A 22,230-nucleotide genomic window follows, 5' to 3' on the forward strand; every position below is an offset into this window, starting at 1 on the left:
TCGCGTATCCTTTCGCCCTCTTCTCGACCGGCCCTGGGCTTAACGAATGAGTGCCGCACCGCTTTCGCCTGCCACCGCCCGCGCGCACAGCAACATCGCCCTGATCAAGTATTGGGGTAAACGTGATGCCGCGCTCAACCTGCCGGCCGTGGGTTCGATTTCGATCACCCTCGATGCGCTGTATACCGATACCCGGGTCGGGTTTCATGCCGGCATCGATCGCGACAGCGTGGATATCGGCGGGCGCAAGGTCGATGCCGCTCCGTTTACCCGCTTTCTCGACCTGATCCGGGCACGCGCCGGGATCGAGCATCGGGCACGGGTGGAATCCTGGAACAATTTCCCGACCGGCGCGGGCCTGGCGTCGTCGGCCTCCGGCTACGCGGCACTGGCCCTGGCGGCCTGTCGCGCCGCCGGCCTCGACACGAATGCGCGCGAGCTGTCGATGCTCGCCCGCCAGGGCTCGGGCTCGGCCGCGCGCTCGATTTTCGGCGGCCTGGTGGAGATGCATCGCGGCGACAGCGCTCGCGGCGAAGACGCCTACGCCGAACCGTTGCTTGGCGCTGCGGACTGGCCGTTGGCTGTGGTCGTGGCCATTACCGATCGCAACGCCAAGCGGGTGAATTCCACTGCCGGCATGAGCGGCCTCGATGAGCGCTCCGACTATTACGACGCCTGGGTGGCCCGTGCGCCCCGCGACCTCGCCGACATGCGCGACGCCATCGCCGCGCGCGATTTCGAAACCGTCGGCGCGCTCACGGAAATGAGCTGTCTCAAGCTGCATGGGCTGATGCTGTCGACACGGCCCGGCCTGCTCTACTGGAACGCAGCGACCGTGGCGGCCATGCACGCCGTTCGCGAACTGCGCGAAGCGGGCACGCCGGTCTACTTCACGATCGATGCCGGCCCCCAGGTCAAGGCGATCTGTGCGCCCGAACATACCGCCGAGGTCGCCCGCGTACTGGCCGACGTGCCCGGCGTGCTCGACACCCGCGTCAGCGGCCTCGGCCCGGACGCCCATCGGCTCGACTGAACGTGATCGTCGAAGCCAGCGCCCCCGGCAAGCTGTTTCTGGTCGGTGAGTATGCGGTGCTCGACGGCGCGCCGGCCCTGCTGAGCGCGGTCGATCGGCGCGTGCATGTCGCCTGCGAGCCGGCGCCGGACGGGCACTGGCGGCTCACGGCGGCCAATCTTGGCATTCATGGCCTCGATCTGGGCACCGACCTGGATATCCCGGCCGGCCTCGACGCCGAAACCCGCCGCAGGATCGCCGTCTTCGCGGCCGTACGCGCCCACAGCGCGCAGGCGCTCGGCGCGCATCTGACAGCACAGCACGTCGCCATCGACAGTCAGGCCTTTGCCCAGGACGGCCACAAGCTCGGCCTGGGCTCGAGTGCGGCCGTGGCCGCCGCGCTTACCGCGGCGCTGTCGCAGGCCAGCGGTGAAACGCTCGATCGCGCCGCCTTGACAACGCGCGCGATCGCGGCCCATCGCACAGCCCAGAACGGCCGTGGCAGCGGCGGCGATGTCGCCACCGCCGTCTACGGCGGGTTGATCAGCTATACCCGCGATCAAACCCCGATACCGCTGACATGGCCGGCCGATCTCGCCGCCCATGCTCTGGTGACCGGCACCGGCGCGAGCACGCCCGACCTGGTCGCCCGCGTTGCCGACTACGCCGCCCGGGCGCCCGAGGCATACGGCCGATACCTCGCACAGCTGCACGCGTTGGCCAACCGCGTCATCGACAGCCTGGCCGATAGCCGCGATTTCATCGCCCTCGCAGCCGACTATTTTGCTGCACTTTGTCGACTGGATGCCGCCGCGAATGCGGGCATCGTCACAGCGCAGCATTTCCATCTGGCCGAGCTGGCCGCGCCCCATGGCGGCACGTTCAAGAGCTCGGGTGCGGGAGGCGGCGATGTGGGGCTTGTGTTCACGCATCGCGGCAACGCCGAAAAGCACCTGCGCGAGGCGCTGGAAACGGCCGGCGCACGCTTCGTCGACCTGCAATTTGGCGCGCCCGGCGTGCGCTGCGAAACACGCCCATCGCCGGGCTGACACGCGGGTACGATAAACTGCGCGCCTGATTCCTTCGCGCGAACCCGGCTGCGGCTGGGTTGTGCCTCTTCCTACACGCTTTCGATCGCGATGAGCCAATCCCGGATACCCTCGTTCTACAAGTTCTCCGTGGCCAACCGGCTGCGCGTTCTGCTCGAACGCGAGGTGATCGACGAACGCGAGTACGAAATGCTCGTCGCCGGCACCCACCTGATGAACGCCGATCAGGCCGATCGGCTGATCGAGAACGTCATCAGCGTGTTCGGCCTGCCCATGGGGCTGGGCCTGAACTTCCAGATCAACGGACGCGACTACCTGGTGCCCATGGTGGTGGAGGAGCCCTCGATCATCGCGGCGGTGAGCTCCGCGGCCAAGATCGTGCGCGGCGCGGGCGGCTTCGAAAGCCATGCCGAGCGCCCGCTGCTGATCGGCCAGATCCAGGTCGTGGACGTACCGCATGCCGCCCGCGCCCGCCAGGCGCTGCTGCAAAATGCCCAGGAAATTCTCGACCTGGCCAACAGCCTGCACCCGAACATGGTGGCGCGTGGCGGCGGCGCCCGCGAAATCGAGGTGCATACCCACGGCACGACCGCCGACCACGGTGAAATGCTGGTGGTGCATCTGCTGGTGGATACCCGCGATGCCATGGGCGCGAACCTCGTCAACACCATGTGCGAAGGTGCCGCGCCGCTGGTGGAGAAGATTTCCGGCGGGCGCGTGTTCCTGCGCATTCTCTCCAACCTCACCGATCGCGCGCTGGTTCGCTCGAAGGCGGTCATCCCCACCGATCGGCTGGCCGCGGGTGATTATTCGGGCGAAGAGGTCCGCGACGGCATCATCCTGGCCAACGAGTTCGCCGAACTCGACCCCTATCGGGCCACGACCCATAACAAGGGCATCATGAACGGCATCGATGCCGTGGCGATCGCTACCGGCAACGACTGGCGTGCCATCGAAGCCGCTGCCCATGCCTATGCCGCCCGCACCGGCCGCTACAGCTCGCTGACCCGCTGGTACGCCAACGCCGACGGCGATCTGGTGGGCGAACTGGATATTCCGCTCAAGGTCGGCACCGTCGGCGGCCAGGTCGAGTCCAACCAGGCGGTACGAATCGCGCATCGCGTGCTGGGTATCGAATCGGCCGCGGAGCTGGCGCAGGTGATGGGCGCAGTGGGCCTGGCCCAGAACTTTGCCGCCATCAAGGCACTATCGACCCACGGCATCCAGCGCGGCCATATGACCCTGCATGCACGCAGCGTGGCCATGGCCGCCGGCGCGGATGCGGCGATCTTCGACGACGTGGTCGATCGGCTGGTCGCGGCCGGCGATATCAAGGTCTGGAAGGCACGCGAAATCATCGCCGAGCTCGAAGATACCGCCCGCGTGAAACAAACCGCGGCCCAGCCCCGCCAGCAGGTCATCGAGCACAGCGATACCGCCGGCGATATCGGCTACGGCAAGATCATCCTGCTCGGCGAGCATTCCGTGGTCTATGGCCGGCATGCCATCGCGGCCCCCATTCCGCTGCACGTACGGGCAGAAGTCACTGCCCAGGCGCGCCATATCGAGCTGCTCATCCCGCGCTGGGGCGTGGAAATGCGCCTGGCCGAGCCGGAGCGCGGCGTGAGCTCGCTGCATGCCTCGATCACGCTCATCGCCGAACGGCTGGGCCTGGCCGAGCGCGGCATGCGCATCGACGTGTTCCCGCATATCCCGCGCGCCAACGGGCTGGGCGCCTCGGCCGCGCTCGCGGTGGCCGTAATCCGGGCCATGGCGCGCTGTTTCGGTATCGCGATCAGTGAGCGCGAGATTTCCAACCTGGCCTTCGACTGCGAAAAGATCGCCCACGGCACGCCGTCCGGCATCGACAACACGCTGGCCACCTTCGGCCGGCCGATTCTGTTTCGTCGCGACAACGCGAACAGCCGCGCCGAGATCCAGGATCTGACCACCCCGCAGCCGATACCGGTGATCATCGGCCTGTCGGGCGTGGCCACGCTCACCATGCAGACGGTGGGCAGCGTACGTGCAGCCTGGCAGAAAAACCCCGAGCGCTACGAGTCGATCTTCTCGCAGATCGATACGCTGGCCCTGGCCGGCGCCGAGGCCATGCGCAAAGGCGATCTCGCCGAGCTGGGCGAGCTGATGAATATCGACCACGGCCTGCTCAACGCCCTGCAGGTGTCCTCGCGCGAAATCGAGGAACTGGTGCAGATCGCGCGCGACAACGGCGCGCTCGGTGCCAAACTCACCGGCGGTGGCGGCGGCGGTGCGATGATCGCGATCAGTGAGCCCGAGCGTACGCAGACCATTGCATCCGCCATGCGCAGCGCCGGCTACAACACATTCATTACCGAAATTCGTTAACCCTTCATGTCCGACCCTTCTACCGCCGCCCCGATCGTGTCCTTTGACGACGAGCCGCTCATTCTCGTCGACAGCGAAGACAACGTGCTCGGCTACAAGCCCAAGGCCGAGGCCCACGAAGGCGACGGCGTGCTGCATCGCGCGTTTTCGATCTTTCTGTTCGACGGCGCGGGCAAGGTGTGGCTGCAACAGCGCGCGCCGGGTAAACAGCTCTGGGGCGGCTACTGGGCCAACAGCTGCTGCAGCCACCCGCGCCGCGGTGAAACCGTCGACGCCGCGGCCGGCCGCCGGCTGCACGAAGAACTCGGCGTGAACGCCGACCTCACCTTCCTGTATCGCTTCGAGTATCACGCCCGATTCGGCGATGTGGGCGCCGAACACGAGCTGTGCTCGGTCTATGTCGCGCAATCCGATACGCCCGTGGCCGCCAACGTCAACGAAATCGCGGCGAGCCAGGCAGTCAGCCCCCAGACGCTGGATCGTGAACTCGTCGACAACCCTTCGCTCTACACGCCCTGGCTCAAGCTCGAATGGCCGCGTATTCGTGCCGAGCACTGGCATACGATCGAAGCCCTGCTGGCGAACTGAACCTCGCCCCAGTGCTTTAGACGCGCGGCCCGCCTTCCAGGCGCCGCTCCAGTCCGCCGAACAGCGCTTTGGGCGTATCGCGCGGCATCAGCCTGGCCGTTTCAGGTCCGGAAAAACCGGTGGCCGGGGACACCCCCACGACACGCCACTCGCCCGCGTCGCGAGCCACGGTATAGCGCGTAACCCGGCGCATGCCGTGAGAGTCGATGAGCGCTACTTCCACCTGGCGCGAATCGCGTCCGAGCGATCGCAGACCACAGATATCGAAGCGTTGGCCGGCATAGTGATTGTAGGCATGCGCATAGCGAGCGATCAGCGACTCGCGAAGACGTGCGGTATAGCCCCGGCGTTTGTCCTTGCTCAGCTGCGACCAGCGATCGCCGAGCCGATGACGGGCGATACGACGAATATCGAAATCCTGATCGATGCGCTGGGCAAGCTTGTCGTAGCGATCGTCGAACGAGAGCTGCTCGCCCTGTTTCATGGTGGTCAGCAACAGGCTGTCGAAGCGCTCGACCACCGCCTGGGCCGGCTCGCTTGCGGCCGCGCTCCATACGCCCAGACACACGACGATCACGACGCTGGCCACGATACAGGTTAGGGTCTGCTGCAAAGAGTCGCTATAAACGCCCATGCTCGGCTCCCGGCAATACGATCGATGGGATGAATCACGACAGGAAATCAGACCACGGCCAACGGCCCACAGTTCGCTGCCGGCACGGGCTGTCATCGAATCTTCATGCCGGTGGCCATAGCGGAAAGGCGCGCGGTATTTGACCGCCCCGCACTTTAGTGGCTAGCTAGCGCGCCATCGCTCACTCTCGCGCCGGGCGAACCGGCTTGCCTGAACATGGCCCACGACGCCTCCACCGATATCCGCGCCCGTATCGAGGCAGCCCTCGAACGCGCCCTGCCGGGCGCAACAACCGAACCCGCACGGCTGCACGAAGCCATGCGCTATGCGGTACTCGGCGGCGGCAAGCGCATCCGCCCACGGCTGGTGCATGCCACGGGCGAAACGCTCGGCATCGCCCCCGAACGCCTGGACGCGCCGGCCACGGCGGTGGAACTCATCCATGCCTATTCGCTGGTCCACGACGACCTGCCGGCCATGGACGACGATGCCCTGCGCCGCGGCCAGCCGACCGTGCATATCGCCTACGACGAGGCGACCGCCATCCTTGCCGGCGATGCCCTGCAGAGTCTGGCCTTCGAAGTGCTGGCCGGGGACCCGAGCGTGGCCGACCAGCCGGCGATCGGTGCTGCGCGTACGCATACGTTGGCCCTGGCCTGTGGCTCGCGGGGAATGGTGGGTGGCCAGGTCCTGGATATGGCCAGCGAAGGCCGGGCCATCGATCAGGCCACGCTCGAGCGCCTGCATCGACACAAGACCGGCGCCCTGCTGCGGGCCTGCGTACGTCTGGCCGCGGACACCCAGCCGTCGCTTAACGTCGATTGCCGCGAGGCGCTGGATCGCTTTGCCGATCATATCGGCCTGGCGTTTCAGGTACGCGACGACGTGCTCGATATCGAATCCGATACGCAGACCCTGGGCAAGACCCAGGGCGCGGATATCGCCCATGCCAAGGCCACCTATCCCGCCCTGCTCGGCCTGGACGCGGCACGCGATTACGCAAACCGTCTGTACGAGCACGCGCTCGCGGCACTGGCACCATTCGGCGACGATGCCGACCCGTTGCGGACGATCGCTGCCGAGATCGTCAAGCGCGACCACTAGCCGCGCGCCCCAACCGACTCAGGTACCCACGACTAAAACGCGCTCTGCGTCGACGATCATCGCCTGGGTGTTGCTCAAGGGCCGCAGCGCGAGCTTTGTGCCATAGGTGGCCATGATCCGTTCGGCGGCCTCGGCAAACGGGGCGTTGCCGTAATGCGGAACCGGAAAGAAGTCGATCAGCCCCAGCCCGCTAAAGTCCTCGAGATCGGCGGCTGCCGAGAGGTCGTCCATCGCCTGCGCATATTCGATATGCGGTGCGACGACCATCGCGCCTGCCGATTCACCCAGGTAGGGCGTGCCCGACTCGACTTCTTGAACCAGATCTTGATCGGCGCCTGTCCTTCGCAGTTCCTGGCGTAGATAGAACGTATTGCCGCCGCTGACGTAGATATAGTCGTTGTCTTGCAGCATGCGGCGCCTGTTTTCTGGCGTCACCGTTGAAATATCCAGCATATCGACCTCGAGGCCCTGGCGCTGCAACGCCTGCCGCCCCTGCTCGACGTAGAAATTCACTTTCTCCACCACGCTGGCCGTGGCAATGAAGGTCACGCGTTTGCCTGCGCCGTCATCGCCGACAAATCCTGCGAACGCATCTTCGACCTGGGCAAACGACGAGGACAGGAACAGTTTTTTCATCTGCTTTCACATCCCGATTCTTTCAAAGCCATTCGCTCGACGCGATCGAAGCTCATGTCAGGACTCATCCGAGCGCAGGCCCAGCGTGCGCAGCCGCAGTACCCAGCGGCCAAGCGCGCGCGCACCCACCACGACGCCGAACGCCAGCACGCAGCGCAGGGCGACAACCACAACCTGCAACCACTGGCCCCGTGTCGGCGAGCCTGCACCGGCCTGGCGCTCCAGAAGCACCGCCTGTACCGCGTTCCATATCAGCTGTGGCAGGCCATGGATCAATACCACCATGCCGGCTACAGCGAAAGCGATCGCCGCGACCGACTCGGCAGTCAAACCACCGGTGTCGACAGGCTCGCTACCGGCGCCACTCATGGCGCTGGCAAGCCACGGCGCGCCAAGCCACAGCAAAGCGGCCAGGCTGATCGGCATCACCAGCTGCAGCAGCACGCTCAGCTGCAGCAGCGACGCGTCTTCGACCGGATCACCCGCCCATGCGTACGGCACACTCTGGACAGCCACCAGAAGACCGCGCGCCACCAGGTAGAGAGCGATCAGCCGGATACCAATGACCGCCAGATCGCGCGTGGCCATCGTCTAGTTGGACCAGGTGGCGGTGTAACGCAGCGTCTTGTCGCCGTTGGCAGGCACATCGATCTGCCACTGGGCGGTATTGGCGGGCGCCTCGTCCATGGTTTCGGGCTCGGCCGATTCGACGCTCGCGCCCTGCGGCAGATGTTCGATGACGTTTACCGTGGCCGTATCCGCGCTGGCGTTATACAGCTTGATTTCGATGGTACGACGCTGCTCGTTCTCGCCCGTGTTCTTCTCACCTGTCTTGCGATCCTCGACCAGACGCCGTTCACTGGTCAGATCGAAAGCCGTGCCGAGCGTGAGCGTGACCGGCGCCTTTTTCGGCGTGTCGTCGATGCGATTCTCGCCCATCAGCTGCGCGCTGCCCGCGCTATCGTAGATTCGCACCACGCCGGCCGGCAGCGGTACATCGGCCGTATTCTCGAATGCGAGCCGAATCTGGGCATGACTGCGCTCGCCGTCGCGACTCACCGAATAGAGGCTGTTCTCGACGCGATAGCTGCGCTCGGCCTCGAAGGTCTGCGGGGCCATGATCGACACCGCACGCGTGCCCCCGGCAGCCACGTCGAGCCCGTTGTCGAGGGCGTAGCGATAGCTATCGCCGCTGGCCTCGGGCGCGCCGGCATCGCTTTGCTTGGCTTCGGAGCGGGCCATCATCATCGGCGCCGGCGCATTGCCGCCACTACGCGCCACATCGCCGGCGACCAGCCAGGCCTTGTCGGCGGCCAGACGTGCGCCGCCGCTGTTATCGATCACGGCCATGCTGGCCAGTTCGAGCTGGCCGGCCTTGGCGTCGAAACGCCCGGTATAGCTGGCCTGCCAGCTCGGCCCGTCGATCTGGTAGATCGCGGTCAATGCCTGCTTGCCGGCCTTGTCGGCATCCAGATCCAGTTGCAGCCTGTCGCCGTTGTCCGTATCGGCCGGCCAGGCGACGCGCCAGGGGGAATCACCGGTCAGGCGCTCGATGCGGTCGTCGATACGTACCAGCAGCGTATCGCCGTTGATGCCCACGAGCGTGGCCTCGCGGGATCGCGCATCGCCGGCATCGTTGTCACGCAACAACGTGACCGACTGGCCGATACGCGAAGCCAGCAAGCCCTGGCCGTCGTTGTCGCCTGCATCCGTGCTGAGGCCGGTCAGGCGCACGCCCTCGCCTTCGAGCCAGACGGTATCGGCACGCAGGCGCCCGGCCAGCGGCCAGCCAACGGTCTGGCCGCCGGCTTCGAGCTCGATATCACGCGTGTTCTGGACCACGGCCGCGCCGCGGTTGTACAGCGCCATGGCATCGACGCGATTCGTGTCAGACGAGGCACCAGCCAACGCGGCCAGCGGTGCGAGGCTGGCCGGCAGTACGACGACCAGTGCTTTGAGCCAATATGGTGAATGCTTCATGAAGACGTCGATTCCTGTCGCTTGTGGGCCGGCGTTTCATGCCGGTGGATATAAAACAGGCCTACGGCCAGAACAATCGCCGGAATACCGGCCAGCGCGGTATAGCTGAAAAACGGCATGTATCCGAAGTTGTCGACCACCCAGCCCGAATAGCCGCCGATGTACTTGCCGGGCAAGGTCATCAGCGACGAAAACAAGGCGTACTGCGTAGCCGTGTATTGAGTGTTCGTCAGGCTGGATAAATAGGCGATGAACGCGGACCCGGCCATGCCACCCGAGAGATTGTCCGCCGACACGGTCAGCGCCAGCGACAGCAGGCCGGGATTGCCCGGCTGCCAAGGCATGTTCAACGAAGGCGCCGATAGAAAGGCAGCCGGGTCGGCGCGCATGGCCATATCCATCAGGCCGCTGTTGAACAGCTGCATGGTTTGCGCGTCCGCGCCCTGCGAGGCCAGCCAGGCAAAGGCCAGATTGGTAGACGCGGCCAGAATGGCGCTGGCCAGCAGCGGCTTGAGAATGCCGTAGCGCACGATCAGTATGCCGCCGAGCGCCGCGCCACCCAGCGTCATGGCAATCCCGAACAGCTTGGTTACGCTCGCGATCTCGTTGAGCGAATAGTGCATGTCCAGGTAGAAGGGATTGGCCATTACGCCGAGGGTGATATCCGTAACCCGGAACAGGCTCACGAACAGCAGAATGATGATCGCCGGCACGCCGTAACGGGCAAAGAAATCCACCAGCGGACAGACCACCGCGCCGAGCACCCAGCCATAGGCCTTGCGTAGCGGCTCGGGCAGAAAAGCGCAGCGCTGCAGATGCGCCTGCACCCAGGGTTCTTCCGGCAGCAGCGAGGCCCGGGCCGACGCTTCCGGTTCGGCCACCAGCAGCACGGTGATCATGCCTACGCCCACCAGGCCGGCCATGACCAGATAGGTGAACGGCCACGTCGTGCCGGAGGCGATATAGAACGCCCCCGCGCCGGCGGTGAGCAAAGCGATGCGATAGCCGGCCTGATAGGTCGCCGCCATGGCGCCCTGGATGCTTTCATCCACGGCCTCGATACGCCAGGCGTCGATGGCCACGTCCTGGGTGGCCGAGGAAAACGCGACCAGTAGACCGAACCAGGCGAGCGCGGTCAGATTTTGCGTGGGATCGGTCAGCGCCATGGCGACCAGCCCCACGATAAGCCCGATCTGGGCGAGCAGCATCCAGGCCCGTCGTCGGCCCAACAGCCGGCCCAGCACCGGCAAGGGAAAGCGATCGACCACCGGCGCCCAGAAGAACTTGATCGAGTACATCATCCCGATCCACGAGAAGAACCCGATCGTGGTCTTGGATACGCCTTCCTGGGCCAGCCAGGCCGAGAGCGTGGAAAACACCAGCAGAAACGGCAGCCCCGACGAGAAGCCGAGGAACAGCATGCCGACGACCCGCGGCTGGACATAGACCTCGAGTGCTGCCCGCCAGTCGCGCTTGGGCGGGGTATTCGCGTCGGCAGCGCTAGAACTGGACATCGTAATCGATCGTCAGCGGGGCATGATCGGACAGCCGCTCGGCGCGATACACCGATTCGGCCGTGGCCTTCGCGGCCAGTCCGGGCGTGGCCACGTGATAGTCGATACGCCACCCGACGTTGTTGTCCCAGGCCCGGCCGCGGTTCGACCACCAGGTGAACTGGTCTTCGTTGGGGTTGATCTCGCGAAACACGTCGACCAGTCCCATCTCGCCGAACAGGCGATCCATCCATTCGCGCTCGTGGGGCAGAAAGCCCGAGTTCTTCTTGTTGTTCTTCCAGTTCTTCAGGTCGATTTCCTTGTGCGCGATATTCAGATCGCCACAGACCAGATAGTCGCCGGGCGCGGCGGCGCGTGCAGCCAGCAGTTCGGGGAAATGCACCAGATAGCGCTCCTTGGAATCCTGGCGATGATCGCCCGAGGAGCCGGAGGGCGCATACAGGCTGGCAATGTTCAGATCGCCCTCGGGCATGGCAAAACGCGCTTCGATATAGCGGCCTTCCGCGTCGAACTCGTCGTGGCCCATGCCGCGAATGATTTCATCGGGCTCGCGCTTGGAATAGATGGCCACCCCGGAGTAGCCCTTGCGATTGGTCGCTTCTTCGTAGAAGCAGTGATATCCCTCTGGCCAGAACGCGGCGACGCCCTCCAACTGATGCTGCTGAGCCTTGAGTTCCTGGATACAGACCACGTCCGGATCCTGGGTGGCCATCCACTCGAAGAAACCCTTGCGCTGCGCGGCTCGAATACCGTTGGCGTTGAAGGACATGACCCGCATCGACGACTTCCTTGTTTGACTCATATGACTTCGCGAACAAGCGCTTGCCCGGCGGCTGGCGGTTTGCGAACCGGTCGCCGCGGCTGTGCGCAGGCCTTATCATACGTACTTGCCAAGCCTGCACGATCCGACCACCCCGGGAATCGCCCATGCCTGCCGAGCCGACCGACCCCAGCCAGGATTTTCTGGCCCTTGCCGATAACTACGACGCGCTCAAGTTCGGCGAGTTCAAACTCAAGTCCGGCCGGGTGAGCCCCTACTTCTTCAATATGGGCGCGATCGCGTCCGGCGCCGGCATGCAGCGCCTGGCCGCCGGCTACGGTGCCGCCCTGATGCGTTCGGGCATCGAATACGACAGCCTGTTCGGCCCGGCCTACAAGGGCATACCGCTGGTGGCCACCGTTGCCTGCGCGCTGGCCGACCATGGCCTGGACATCCCGTTTACCTATAACCGCAAGGAAGCCAAGGATCATGGCGAAGGCGGCACTCTGGTCGGCGCGCCGCTGGGCCAGCGCGTGGTGATCGTGGACGACGTCATCACCGCCGGGACCGCCGTACGCGAAGCCATTGCCATGATTCGCAACGCCGGCAGCGAAGTGGCCGGCGTGCTCATCGCGCTCGATCGCCAGGAGCGCGGCGTGGATAAGCGCTCGCCGCTGCAGGCACTGGCCGCCGAGGAGGGCATTCCCACCGTGGCGGTGGCCACCCTCGACGACGTGATCGGCTATGCCGAACGCGCCGGCCTCGCAGAGGACCGCCTGGCCGCAATCAAACAGTATCGCGACGAATACGGCGTGCTGTGAGCGAACACGCAGCGGTCATCGATCACGGCGTTGGCCTCGACCGGCCCACCCGCTATGCGTTGATCGCGCTTGCGCTGGCCCAGGCACTCGCGCTTTATGCGCTGGCACGCGCAAGCGACGCAAACGTCGATCTTCGCTGGCTGTACGGCGGCTGTGCCCTGGCCGGCCTGTTGCCCCCGCTGTTTTACCTGGGCTGCAACCGCCTCTACGACTGGCGCAACCTGGTCGCAGCCTTGCTGGCCGGCCCGCTGCTGTTCGCGCTCGGCTGGCATCTGGGGTGGCTGTACGGCCCGGCCGCTGCCGGCAGCAATCCACCGGACGACTTCATTTTCAGCTTCGCAGCAAGCATGGGCGTAGCGGTTTTCGTGCTCGCCAGCTATCTGCGCGCCTGGTCGGCCTATCGACGACCGGTCTTTCGCTATCCGGAACTGTTGCTCTACACCCACGAGCAGCTGTTCAGCATCGTCCTCGTAGTCGTCTTTTCGGGCATCGCCTGGGCGCTGCTTGCGCTCTGGGCCGCGCTGTTCGACGCGATCGGCATTCGCCTGTTCTCCTGGCTGTTCCAGCAGCCGCTGTTCGTCTGGCTGTGTCATGGGCTGATCGCCGGCATCGCGCTGGCGGTTATCCGTAGCCAGCCGCGGCTGATCGCCACCTTGAGCGCGATGAGCCGTGCCCTGCTACGGGTCCTGCTGGTGCCGGTGGCCACTGCGATCCTGCTGTTCGTGCTGGCCCTGCCCTGGGTTGGCCTGGAACCGATATGGGACACCGGCCAGGCGGCTTCGCTGATGATGGCCCTCAGCCTGGTGCTGCTGGCCCTGTTCGCCACCGCATTTCTGCCCGACGCTAGCGACAGCGGCTATCCCCGGCCGGTACGGGCGCTGATCTGGCTGGCTGTCGTCATACTGCCGATCAACGTGGCCCTGGCCGCCTGGGCACTCGGCCTGCGTATCGACCAGCACGGCCTCAGCGTCGACCGGCTCTGGGCCGCGATCATGCTGGCGTTTATCGCCGCCTACGCGCTCGGCTATGCGCTGGTCATCCTCTGCTCGCCGACAAAGGCCAGCGCGCGGCTGCAACGAATCAACGTCGTGCTGGGGCTGGTGGTAGCCGGCACACTCATTCTGGTCAACACCCCGTTGGCCGATCTGCGCGCGCTGAGCGCCCACGATCAAGCGCAACGGCTGCTCCAATCCCGCATCGCACCGGAGCGCTTCGACTACGCCTATCTGCGCCGCGAGCTCGGCCCCTATGGCATGGCCGAGTTAAAGCGCCTGCGCGACAGCGATTTTGCCGCCGAGCACCCCGCGGCCGCCCAACGCATTGCCCGCGTTATGAAAAGCCCGACGGCTGCAGACCCCGAGCCGTTGCTCGATACCCGCGACCCCGAAGCCGTCGCCGCTGCTTTTGACATCGTGCCGAGCGATGTTCGCGTGCCGGAACAAGTCGCAAAACTGGCCGTGCAGGCAAGCCCGCGCTGCCTGCGATCGCCGCGGCAATGCCGGCTCGTACAGGCAGTGCACGCCGACATGACGTTCTGGTGGGAGATCACGCGCAGCGGCGGTAACAACCGCTACGGCACGGCGTTCGCCGAAATCGATGGCCGATGGCGCAGCGTCGGCTCGGTCGTATCGCGTGGCTGTCGCGACAAGCCGGCATCGGCAGATGACGATCACACCGCCCCTCGTGCCCTGGGCGGCCCGTTCGTCGCGTTTGTCGACGATCACTGTATATACGTCATCGATCCAAGCGCCGATTTCCTGACCCGGCGCGGTGCGCTGCGCTAATTTTGCGCTTTGCAGCATATTCCTAACCGTCGGATTCTTATCGATTCATTGCTGCCTTCGGAGCGGACGAAGAGGCCGTGAAGCCTTTTTACGGCGCGGCTTTCAGGCCACGAGTCCGGCGTATTTGCCGGCTGGATCTGCGACCAAAGCACTATCGGTGCAAATTGCACACAAAAAAAAACTTAAATCAATACCCAATTAGGCCGATAAGAAAATTGTCATCTTCTACCGGCCCATTTAATGCTCAACCGTCTGACTATCGGCTCGCGCCTCGCCCTTGGCTTTGGGCTATTGACGCTGCTCCTGATCATCGATACCGCCGTGGCGACCTACGGCCTTAGACACGTGTCGGCAACCGCCGACCGCGCCATTCAGGTCGATACCCAGGTCGCCCTGAACGCGGTCAAGCTTCAGAACCAGGCGCTGGATGCCCGGCGCTACGAGAAAGACGTCTTGATCAGCATCGACGATGCACAGGAACGTGCGGCGTTCAAGCAGAAATGGGACGACAACTACGCCGCACTGGCCGAGGCCGTGCGCCGTGGCGCGCAAACCGCCGAAAGCGATGAACAACGCGCGCTCTATCGGCAGGCCGCCACACTGCTCGGCACCTACGGCGACGGCTTCAACCGAATCCATGACCGCATCCGGGATGGCGAGCTGGTATCGACCAACGCCGCCGACGCTGCCCTGGAAGAGTACAAGGCGCCCATTAACCAGTTCGAGCAGATCGCGCACGATATAGACATCGAAGCCGAGGCCCATATGGCGGAAATGGTCGAGGTCATGAACGCTCAGCAACAGCAGGCGCTGGTCGCGCTGCTGGCGTTCGCGGCGGTCTGCGTCGTGCTGGCCGTACTGCTGGCGTGGCTGATCACCCGCAGCATCACCCGCCCGGTGCGGTATGCGGTGGGTGTGGTCGAGGATGTGGCAGGCGGCAACCTGCGCCGCGATATATCCGTGGACGGGCGCGATGAAATCGCCCAGCTGCTCACCGCGATGAGCAAACAGCGCCAGACCCTTGCTGCTCTGGTACTCAGCCTGCGCCAGCTCAGCGAAAGCGTTTATACCGGCGCCCGCGAGATCGCGCTGGGCAACGACGAACTGAGTACGCGCACCCAGGAGCAGGCCGCCAATCTGGAAGAAACCGCGGCATCGATGGAACAGATGACCTCGACGGTCAAGCAGAACGCCGACAACTCGGCGCAGGCCGATCAACTCGCGCGCCAGGTGCGCAGCCGCGCGGGCGAAGGCAACGCGGTGGTCCAGACCGCGGTCCAGGCCATGGACGAAATCAACGCCTCGAGCCGACGGATCAGCGAAATCGTGGGGCTGATCGACGATATCGCCTTCCAGACCAACCTGCTCGCACTCAACGCCTCGGTCGAAGCGGCGCGCGCTGGCGAGCAGGGCCGCGGCTTTGCCGTGGTGGCCTCGGAGGTACGCAACCTTGCCAGCCGCAGTGCGGCTGCGGCCAAGGACATCAAGAAACTCGTCGAAGACAGCGCCAACAAGGTGGCCGACGGCTCCAAGCAGGTGGCCCTGTCCGGCGAGGTGCTCAGCGAAATCGTCGAATCGATCAACAAGGTGGGCGATCTCATCTCCGAAATCGCGGCCGCCGGCAACGAACAGGCCAACGGTATCGACCAGGTCAATATCGCGGTATCGCAGATGGATACCATGACCCAGCAGAATGCCTCGCTGGTCGAGGAGTCGGCGGCAGCGAGCGTGTCGCTGGAAGAACAGGCGGCCAGCCTCGACAAACAGATCGCATTCTTCCAGCTGCCCGATCAGGCGACGAACGCGCCAGCGCCTCATGCGGCGGCCGAAAAGACGCCGACGGCCACATCGAGCAAGCCGAGCACCGCGCCTGCGCCTGCAAAACCGAAGCAAAGCGCTGCCAGAGCCCAGTCGAAGCTCGAGGAAGAAGACGCCGACTGGGCCAGCTTCTAGGCCCGATTAAACACCACCGGCAAAGCGCCCGAGCCGGCCTGGACTTCAGGCCGGCTCGGGCTCGTTGGCGGCCGGGGGCTCGGCCGGCTGACGGGTGATCTGGGTGCCCACGCCGGCATCGGTAAACAGCTCCAGCAACACCGCGTTTTCCACCCGGCCATCCACGATATGGGCCGAGGTGACCCCCGAAGCCACGGCATCCAGCGCGCACTGGATCTTGGGCAGCATGCCGCCGTGAATCACCCCGCTGTCGATCAGTTCCCGCACCTGCCCCGGTGCCAGGCCGGTCAGCAGATGGCCCTCGCCGTCGAGCACGCCGGGGGTGTTGGTGAGCAGCATGAGCTTTTCGGCTTCCAGCACGGAGGCAATCTTGCCCGCCACCAGGTCGGCGTTGATGTTGTAGCTGCGCCCGTCCGCGCCCACCCCGATCGGGGCGATCACGGGGATGAAGTCGTCCGCCTCCAGGCGTTTCACGATATGCGGGTCGATATGCGACACCTCGCCGACGAAGCCGAGGTCGGTATCGTCACCCACCAGCGCGAGCTTGCGCGCATGAATCAGCCCGCCGTCCTTGCCGGTCAACCCCACCGCACGGCCGCCGTGCTGGTTGATGAGATTCACGATTTCCTTGTTGACCAGCCCGCCGAGCACCATTTCGACCACGTCCATGGTTTCCTCGTCGGTGACCCGCATGCCCTTGATGAACTCGGTCTGCTTGCCGACGCGCTCGAGCAGCTTGCCGATCTGCGGCCCACCGCCGTGCACCACCACGGGATTGAAGCCGACCAGCTTCATGAGCGCGATATCGCGGGCAAAACCGGACTTCAGTTCGGGATCGGTCATGGCGTTGCCGCCATACTTGATCACCACAGTCTTGCCGGCAAAACGGCGGATATAGGGCAAGGCTTCGCCCAGCACGCGGGCCACGCGTGCGGCCTGTTCGGGATCGAGAGACATACGTTTGTTCTGTTCGAACGGGGTCATAGCGTCGAGATGTTACTGCGTTCTTCGTAAGAAACGGGGGTCGCCCGCCAGGGCGTCGGCAACGCGTTCGGCATGACGCGGCAAAGTCGTTGCCGGCAGGGCCGTATGAAAAAACCAGTCGATCCGGTCGGCTTCATCACTGCAGCGCAAGGTACCGCCGACCACAGTGCACTGCCAGGTTTGTACGACAACGGCCTGACTCGGCACGCGATAGCACCCAATGCGACGGGCGAGCGCGACCCGCAGCCCGGTTTCTTCGTGAACCTCGCGCACCAGCGTCTGGCGCGGCGACTCGCCCGGCATACGCCCGCCGCCCGGCAGATTCCAGGCGTCGCGATCGGTACGGTGGCACAACAACACCCGCGATGCGCGATCGAGCACGATCGCAAAGGCCGCATCGAATCGGGGCTGCATGCCCGCCCTACCGCGTGCCGGTCGAACCGAAGCCGCCTGCGCCGCGCGCGCTGTCGTCGAAGGCCTCGACCACCTCGAGCTCGGGGGCGACCACCGGCACGAGCACGAACTGGGCAATACGCTCGCCGACATCGATGGTGAATTCGGCCGTGCCGCGGTTCCAGCAGGACACCATCAACGGCCCCTGATAGTCGGAATCGATCAGACCGACCAGATTCCCGAGAACGATACCGTGCTTATGCCCCAGCCCGGACCGCGGCAGAATCATGCCGGCCAGGTTCGGGTCGGCGATATGAACCGCAAGCCCGGTGGGAATCAGCTCGCAGGCCCCCGGCGCGAGGGTTAGCGGCGCCTCGAGCATGGCGCGCAGATCGATCCCGGCCGAACCGGCCGTGGCCCGCTGCGGCAGATCGAAATCGCGACCCCAGCGCGGGTCGAGTACCTTGACTTGCAGGCTGGCCATTACAGCGTTCCTTCGGATGAATCGGGCAGCAGGCCGACTTCGGCGGCCATGCGCTCGGCGATAAGCGCGACCAGCTGTTCGGCCAGCTCGTGCTTGCTGGCTTTCGCGAGTTCACGCTCGCCGCCTTCCCAGACCACATAAAGCGCGTTGTCCTCGCGCCCGAAGGCATGCTCCGGGCCGACGATATTGCCCGCCACCATGGACAGTTTCTTGCGCTCGCGCTTGGCCCGGGCGCTGGCCTGCATGCCCGTGGTTTCGGCGGCAAAGCCCACCGTGAACAGATAGGGATGGGCGGCGGCCACGTCGGCAATGATGTCGCGGGTGCGAGTGAGCGCCAGGCTGGTATCGCCTTCGGATTTCTTGATCTTGTCGGCGGCGGTGGTCGCTGGCCGATAATCGGCGACCGCCGCCGCACCGATGAACACATCGGCGCTATCGATTACCGCCATGACGGCCGCGTGCATATCTGCCGCCGACTGGACGTCCACCCGCTCCACGCCGGGCGGCACGTCGAGCGCGGTCGGCCCGGAGACGAGCGTAACGATCGCGCCCGCATCCACGCAGGCCGCGGCCAGGGCATAGCCCATGCGGCCCGAGGAATGATTGGTGATGAAACGCACCGGATCCAGCGCTTCGCGCGTAGGCCCGGCCGTGATCACCACATGCCGGCCCGCAAGCAGACCATCCTCGCTGGTGGCATCGAAATAGGCCGCGACGGCGTCGCGAATCGCTTCGGGTTCGACCATGCGCCCGGCCCCGGTTTCGCGTTCGGCGAGTTCACCTTCCGCGGGGCCGACCATATGTACGCCGCGTGCAAGCAGTGTTTCGACATTGGCGCAGGTCGCAGGATGGGCCCACATGACGTGGTTCATGGCCGGGGCAACCAGCACATCGGCATGGCTTGCCAGACACAGCGTGGACAAAAGATCGTCCGCGCGCCCCGCGCACAGCCGGGCCAGCGTATCGGCCGTGGCCGGCGCGATCACGATCAGGTCCGCCCAGCGAGCCAGTTCGATATGGCCCATGTTCAGTTCGGCGGTCTCGTCCCAGAGGCTGTCGCGCACGCCGCGACCGGACAGCGCGGCCAGCGTCATCGGCGTGATGAAGCGCTTCGCCGACTCGGTCATCACCACCTGGACCTCGGCGCCGGCCTCCACCAGCCGACGCGTCAGCGCGGCTGCCTTGTACGCGGCGATGCTCCCGGTAACGCCGAGCAGAATTTTGCGATGGGCAAGCATGGACATGCCCAGCATTGTACCTATCTGACTGGACGCCGCCCGCCCCGGACGACAGGATTATCAATTCAGCATGAAGCTATTTTCAGAACATGCTGACGATCAACCGCTGCGACTGACGTTGACCAAAGACAGGGGGCATTGCATGGGTATCTCCGACTGGCCGGCCGCGGAGCGGCCCAGGGAAAAACTGCTGGCGCGCGGCGCGGGCGCGCTTTCCGACGCCGAGCTGCTGGCGATATTCCTGCGCGTGGGCGTACGCGGCGCAAGTGCGGTCGATCTCGCCCGGCAACTGCTCAGCGAATACGAAAGCCTCGGCGCGCTACTGGCCGCCGACCAGCAAACCTTCTGTGCGACCCGCGGCCTGGGCGTGGCCAAGTTCGCGCAGCTGCAGGCCGTGATGGAAATGGCCCGTCGCCACGCCACGGAAACGCTGGCCGAGGTGGACGTGCTGTCCGCGCCCGAGGCCACCCGGCGCTATCTCACCCTCAAGCTAGCGCATGTGCCGCACGAGGTGTTTGCCTGCGTGTTCCTCAATACCCGCAATCACGTCATCGCCTTCGAGGAACTCTTTCGCGGCACCATCGATGGCGCGGCGGTCTATCCACGCGAAGTGGTCAAGGCCGCGCTGCGCCACAACGCCGCGGCCGTCATCCTGGCGCACAACCACCCGTCCGGGGTGGCCGAACCCAGCGCCGCCGACCGCGATATCACTCATCGCCTGGCCGACGCGCTCGCGCTGGTGGACGTGCGCGTACTCGATCACCTGGTCATCGCTGCGCGCCAGACCGTCTCTTTCGCCGAACGCGGCTTGCTGTAACCTCGATAACCCAAGGCATTCAGACACCTTAACGCTCGCGTTAATGTTTCGTTAATTTAAAATTAAGATGATGTGCGCAGACAGACGCTCTGTCCGCAGCCGGAACCGCTTCCGGCACCACCGATTTGGAGTACATCATGAAAAAGACCGCGATCCTGCTTAGCGCCGCCTGCGTACCGTTTGCCGCCATGGCGGCCCCGACGAACCACGAGGGTCCGAGCTATACCTATGTCCAGGGTGACTACATCCCCTACGGCAAGATCGACGGCACCAGCGCCGACTACGACGGTTTCGGTCTCGAAGGTTCGGCCGCAATCGTGCCGCACGTCTACGTCAAGGGCCGGTATGACCGTCTCGACGTGGACAATTCCCGTACCGACGTCGACCGCGGCAGCCTGGGCGTGGGCCTGAACGATTTCTACGACTACGGCGGCGCGGAAGGCACCGGCCTGGGCTACTACGGTCAGGTGTCCTACGAGCGCCTGCAGTTCGACGACGTCGTCGGCAGCGCCGATACCAGCGCGACCGGCTACGGCATCGACGCCGGCCTGCGCTGGATGGTCGATCCGGCCGTCGAAATCAACCCGAACATCGGCTATGTCGACTACGGCAGCAACTCCGGCGACGGCGTCGATCTGGGCAAGGCCGACGGCATGCGCTACAGCCTGCGCACGGTTGGCTACCTGACCGACAACCTGGCGCTGTCGGCCGAATACGCCAAGACCGATTACGACATCGGTGCTGCCGATCTCGACTTCGGCAACGAAGTCCGCGTCGGCGCGCGTTACAGCTTCTAGGCGAACGCGTATAGGTTCATGCGGTCGCGCGGGTGCGCGGCCGCGGTCCCGGCACCCCGCTACGGCGGGGTGTTTTATTTAAAGCCTGCAAGCCGTTGGTCTTTGACAGACTCCAAAGCCAGCGCCACCATCGTATAAATCCTTTCTGTTCAAATCCTTGAGCAGAAACGACCTCCACGAACAACTCAGAATGATCCACATGAAAAATACTGCCATTGCCCTTGGGCTCGCCGTTGTGCCGTTGGTTGGCTTCGCCGCACCCAACGATATGCCCGGCGCCCCGAGCTACAGCTATTTCCAGGGCGACTGGGTCGTCGACGGCAACGCCAACGGCACCGGCCAGGATTACGACGGCTACGCGCTGGAAGGCTCGGTCGCGATCACGCCGAATGTGTTCGTCAACGGCCGCTACGACTGGCTCGACGTCGACAGCAGTTCGTTCGACGCCAACCGCACCAGCATCGGCGTGGGCGCCAACGACTTCTACGACTTCGGCCGCGGCGACGGCACCGGCGTGGGCTACTACGGTCAGGTCTCGTTCGAGCGCCTGAACCTCGAGAACGTGCCCGGCACCGGCAATCGCGACGCCGATTCCAACGGCTATGGCGCGGATGTGGGCCTGCGCTGGATGGTCGACCCGCAGATCGAAATCAACCCGCACCTCGGCTGGGTCGATTACGGCACGCTGGGCGCCGGCCTGGGCAGCGCCGACGGCATCCGTTATGGCGTACGCGCGCTGGGTCATATCAACGACGCCGTCGCCCTGACCGCCGCCTTCGAGGCCAGCGATATCGAAACCGCGAACCGCGATCTCGGTTTCGATAACGAAATCCGCCTCGGCGCCCGGGTGAATTTCTAGTACCCTGACGCACGCTGTGGGCGGCTCGCTTTGGCGATGCCGCCCGCGATTTCTGGCGCACAACGGTTGTGTCGCGCGGTTTTTGATGGTTAAATGCGCGGCTCGCTGACGCATGAGCGCGCGACCCAGGAGTTAGTCATGTCCCAGATCTGTCAGGTTACCGGCAAGAAGCCGGTCACCGGTTACAACGTCTCGCACGCCCACAACAAGACGAAACGTCGCTTTGTGCCCAACCTGCACTGGCACCGTTTCTGGGTGGAATCTGAAAAGCGCTATGTGCGCCTGCGCGTCTCTGCGAAGGGCATGCGCATCATTGACCGCCAGGGTATCGACACCGTGCTTGCCAAGATCCGCAAGCAGGAGAAAGCATAATGCGCGAAAAAGTACGCATGGTCTCGACCGCGGATACCGGGTTCTTCTACACCACGTACAAGAACAAGCGGAATACGCCCGACA

General features: G+C 64.9%; 23 protein-coding genes. 13 read left to right on the top strand and 10 right to left on the bottom strand.

What is annotated here, in order from left to right; translation table 11 throughout:
* Positions 1 to 46: 46 nt before the first annotated feature.
* The 4 genes from mvaD to idi all read left to right on the top strand — a co-directional run bounded on the left by mvaD (position 47) and on the right by idi (position 5,016).
* The gene (gene mvaD, locus ABNU97_RS00845) at positions 47 to 1,033 is read left to right on the top strand and encodes a diphosphomevalonate decarboxylase (RefSeq protein WP_348764851.1); all 987 of its coding nucleotides are present in this window, start codon (positions 47 to 49) and stop codon (positions 1,031 to 1,033) included.
* Between the two features lie 2 nt (positions 1,034 to 1,035).
* Positions 1,036 to 2,061 (top strand): hypothetical protein, encoded by a 1,026-nt coding sequence (locus tag ABNU97_RS00850; protein ID WP_348764852.1) that lies wholly within the window; start codon positions 1,036 to 1,038, stop codon positions 2,059 to 2,061.
* Positions 2,062 to 2,151: 90 nt separating this feature from the next.
* Positions 2,152 to 4,428, top strand: coding sequence for a hydroxymethylglutaryl-CoA reductase, degradative (locus tag ABNU97_RS00855; RefSeq protein ID WP_348764853.1), 2,277 nt, complete (start codon positions 2,152 to 2,154; stop codon positions 4,426 to 4,428).
* Positions 4,429 to 4,434: 6 nt separating this feature from the next.
* Complete coding sequence (idi, locus tag ABNU97_RS00860) at positions 4,435 to 5,016, top strand: isopentenyl-diphosphate Delta-isomerase (RefSeq protein WP_348764854.1); 582 nt, start codon at positions 4,435 to 4,437, stop codon at positions 5,014 to 5,016.
* Between the two features lie 16 nt (positions 5,017 to 5,032).
* Here the strand turns inward: idi and ABNU97_RS00865 are convergent, their stop codons facing one another.
* A complete protein-coding gene (locus tag ABNU97_RS00865; RefSeq protein ID WP_348764855.1) occupies positions 5,033 to 5,650 on the bottom strand; it encodes an ABC transporter substrate-binding protein in 618 nt (205 codons plus the stop codon).
* A gap of 216 nt (positions 5,651 to 5,866) precedes the next feature.
* Between ABNU97_RS00865 and ABNU97_RS00870 the strand changes: the two genes are divergently transcribed.
* Positions 5,867 to 6,754 (top strand): farnesyl diphosphate synthase, encoded by an 888-nt coding sequence (locus ABNU97_RS00870; RefSeq protein WP_348764856.1) that lies wholly within the window; start codon positions 5,867 to 5,869, stop codon positions 6,752 to 6,754.
* A gap of 18 nt (positions 6,755 to 6,772) precedes the next feature.
* Here the strand turns inward: ABNU97_RS00870 and ABNU97_RS00875 are convergent, their stop codons facing one another.
* From ABNU97_RS00875 to ABNU97_RS00895, 5 genes are read right to left on the bottom strand one after another with little or no spacing between them, the layout of a single operon-like run.
* Positions 6,773 to 7,390 carry a Type 1 glutamine amidotransferase-like domain-containing protein gene (locus tag ABNU97_RS00875; RefSeq protein WP_348764857.1) on the bottom strand — a complete coding sequence of 206 codons (618 nt, stop codon included), beginning with the start codon at positions 7,388 to 7,390 and terminating at the stop codon, positions 6,773 to 6,775.
* A 57-nt stretch (positions 7,391 to 7,447) separates the two neighbouring features.
* Positions 7,448 to 7,978: a hypothetical protein gene (locus ABNU97_RS00880; protein ID WP_348764858.1), complete on the bottom strand. Its 531-nt coding sequence runs from the start codon at positions 7,976 to 7,978 to the stop codon at positions 7,448 to 7,450.
* A gap of 3 nt (positions 7,979 to 7,981) precedes the next feature.
* The gene (locus ABNU97_RS00885; protein ID WP_348764859.1) at positions 7,982 to 9,370 is read right to left on the bottom strand and encodes a DUF4139 domain-containing protein; all 1,389 of its coding nucleotides are present in this window, start codon (positions 9,368 to 9,370) and stop codon (positions 7,982 to 7,984) included.
* On the bottom strand, positions 9,367 to 10,884 hold the full coding sequence (locus ABNU97_RS00890; RefSeq protein WP_348764860.1) for an AmpG family muropeptide MFS transporter: 1,518 nt from the start codon (positions 10,882 to 10,884) through the stop codon (positions 9,367 to 9,369). Before ABNU97_RS00890 ends, ABNU97_RS00885 begins: the two co-directional genes overlap by 4 nt.
* Complete coding sequence (locus ABNU97_RS00895; protein ID WP_348764875.1) at positions 10,871 to 11,662, bottom strand: exodeoxyribonuclease III; 792 nt, start codon at positions 11,660 to 11,662, stop codon at positions 10,871 to 10,873. Before ABNU97_RS00895 ends, ABNU97_RS00890 begins: the two co-directional genes overlap by 14 nt.
* Positions 11,663 to 11,811: 149 nt before the next feature.
* Between ABNU97_RS00895 and pyrE the strand changes: the two genes are divergently transcribed.
* From pyrE to ABNU97_RS00910, 3 genes are all read left to right on the top strand, one after another.
* Positions 11,812 to 12,465 carry an orotate phosphoribosyltransferase gene (gene pyrE / locus ABNU97_RS00900; protein ID WP_348764861.1) on the top strand — a complete coding sequence of 218 codons (654 nt, stop codon included), beginning with the start codon at positions 11,812 to 11,814 and terminating at the stop codon, positions 12,463 to 12,465.
* Positions 12,462 to 14,249 (top strand): DUF4153 domain-containing protein, encoded by a 1,788-nt coding sequence (locus ABNU97_RS00905; protein WP_348764862.1) that lies wholly within the window; start codon positions 12,462 to 12,464, stop codon positions 14,247 to 14,249. Before pyrE ends, ABNU97_RS00905 begins: the two co-directional genes overlap by 4 nt.
* A gap of 240 nt (positions 14,250 to 14,489) precedes the next feature.
* Entirely contained in the window at positions 14,490 to 16,202 is a 1,713-nt protein-coding gene (locus ABNU97_RS00910; RefSeq protein ID WP_348764863.1) for a methyl-accepting chemotaxis protein, read from the top strand.
* Positions 16,203 to 16,247: 45 nt separating this feature from the next.
* Here the strand turns inward: ABNU97_RS00910 and argB are convergent, their stop codons facing one another.
* Genes argB through coaBC form a run of 4 tightly spaced genes read right to left on the bottom strand, consistent with a single transcriptional unit; the run spans position 16,248 to position 19,307 of the window.
* Entirely contained in the window at positions 16,248 to 17,159 is a 912-nt protein-coding gene (gene argB, locus ABNU97_RS00915; RefSeq protein ID WP_348764864.1) for an acetylglutamate kinase, read from the bottom strand.
* Positions 17,160 to 17,198: 39 nt separating this feature from the next.
* On the bottom strand, positions 17,199 to 17,600 hold the full coding sequence (locus tag ABNU97_RS00920; protein ID WP_348764865.1) for an NUDIX domain-containing protein: 402 nt from the start codon (positions 17,598 to 17,600) through the stop codon (positions 17,199 to 17,201).
* Between the two features lie 7 nt (positions 17,601 to 17,607).
* Complete coding sequence (gene dut / locus ABNU97_RS00925) at positions 17,608 to 18,063, bottom strand: dUTP diphosphatase (protein ID WP_348764866.1); 456 nt, start codon at positions 18,061 to 18,063, stop codon at positions 17,608 to 17,610.
* Positions 18,063 to 19,307 (bottom strand): bifunctional phosphopantothenoylcysteine decarboxylase/phosphopantothenate--cysteine ligase CoaBC, encoded by a 1,245-nt coding sequence (coaBC, locus tag ABNU97_RS00930; protein ID WP_348764867.1) that lies wholly within the window; start codon positions 19,305 to 19,307, stop codon positions 18,063 to 18,065. The genes dut and coaBC overlap by 1 nt, the downstream gene beginning before the upstream one ends.
* Positions 19,308 to 19,443: 136 nt before the next feature.
* Here coaBC and radC point away from each other — a divergent pair, with 136 nt between their 5' ends.
* The 5 genes from radC to rpmG all read left to right on the top strand — a co-directional run.
* A complete protein-coding gene (gene radC / locus ABNU97_RS00935; protein ID WP_348764868.1) occupies positions 19,444 to 20,118 on the top strand; it encodes a DNA repair protein RadC in 675 nt (224 codons plus the stop codon).
* A 137-nt stretch (positions 20,119 to 20,255) separates the two neighbouring features.
* Positions 20,256 to 20,915: an outer membrane beta-barrel protein gene (locus tag ABNU97_RS00940; protein ID WP_348764869.1), complete on the top strand. Its 660-nt coding sequence runs from the start codon at positions 20,256 to 20,258 to the stop codon at positions 20,913 to 20,915.
* 199 nt (positions 20,916 to 21,114) lie between these two features.
* Positions 21,115 to 21,774, top strand: coding sequence for a hypothetical protein (locus ABNU97_RS00945; protein ID WP_348764870.1), 660 nt, complete (start codon positions 21,115 to 21,117; stop codon positions 21,772 to 21,774).
* Positions 21,775 to 21,912: 138 nt separating this feature from the next.
* Positions 21,913 to 22,146, top strand: a complete 234-nt coding sequence (gene rpmB, locus ABNU97_RS00950; protein ID WP_006912358.1) for a 50S ribosomal protein L28 — start codon at positions 21,913 to 21,915, stop codon at positions 22,144 to 22,146.
* The coding region (rpmG, locus tag ABNU97_RS00955; RefSeq protein WP_348764876.1) for a 50S ribosomal protein L33 at positions 22,146 to 22,230 on the top strand (85 nt) is incomplete at its 3' end. The genes rpmB and rpmG, both read left to right, overlap by 1 nt.

Origin of the sequence: uncultured Salinisphaera sp., from assembly GCF_964012375.1 — a bacterium.
In the GTDB taxonomy this organism is placed as follows: Bacteria; Pseudomonadota; Gammaproteobacteria; order Nevskiales; family Salinisphaeraceae; genus Salinisphaera.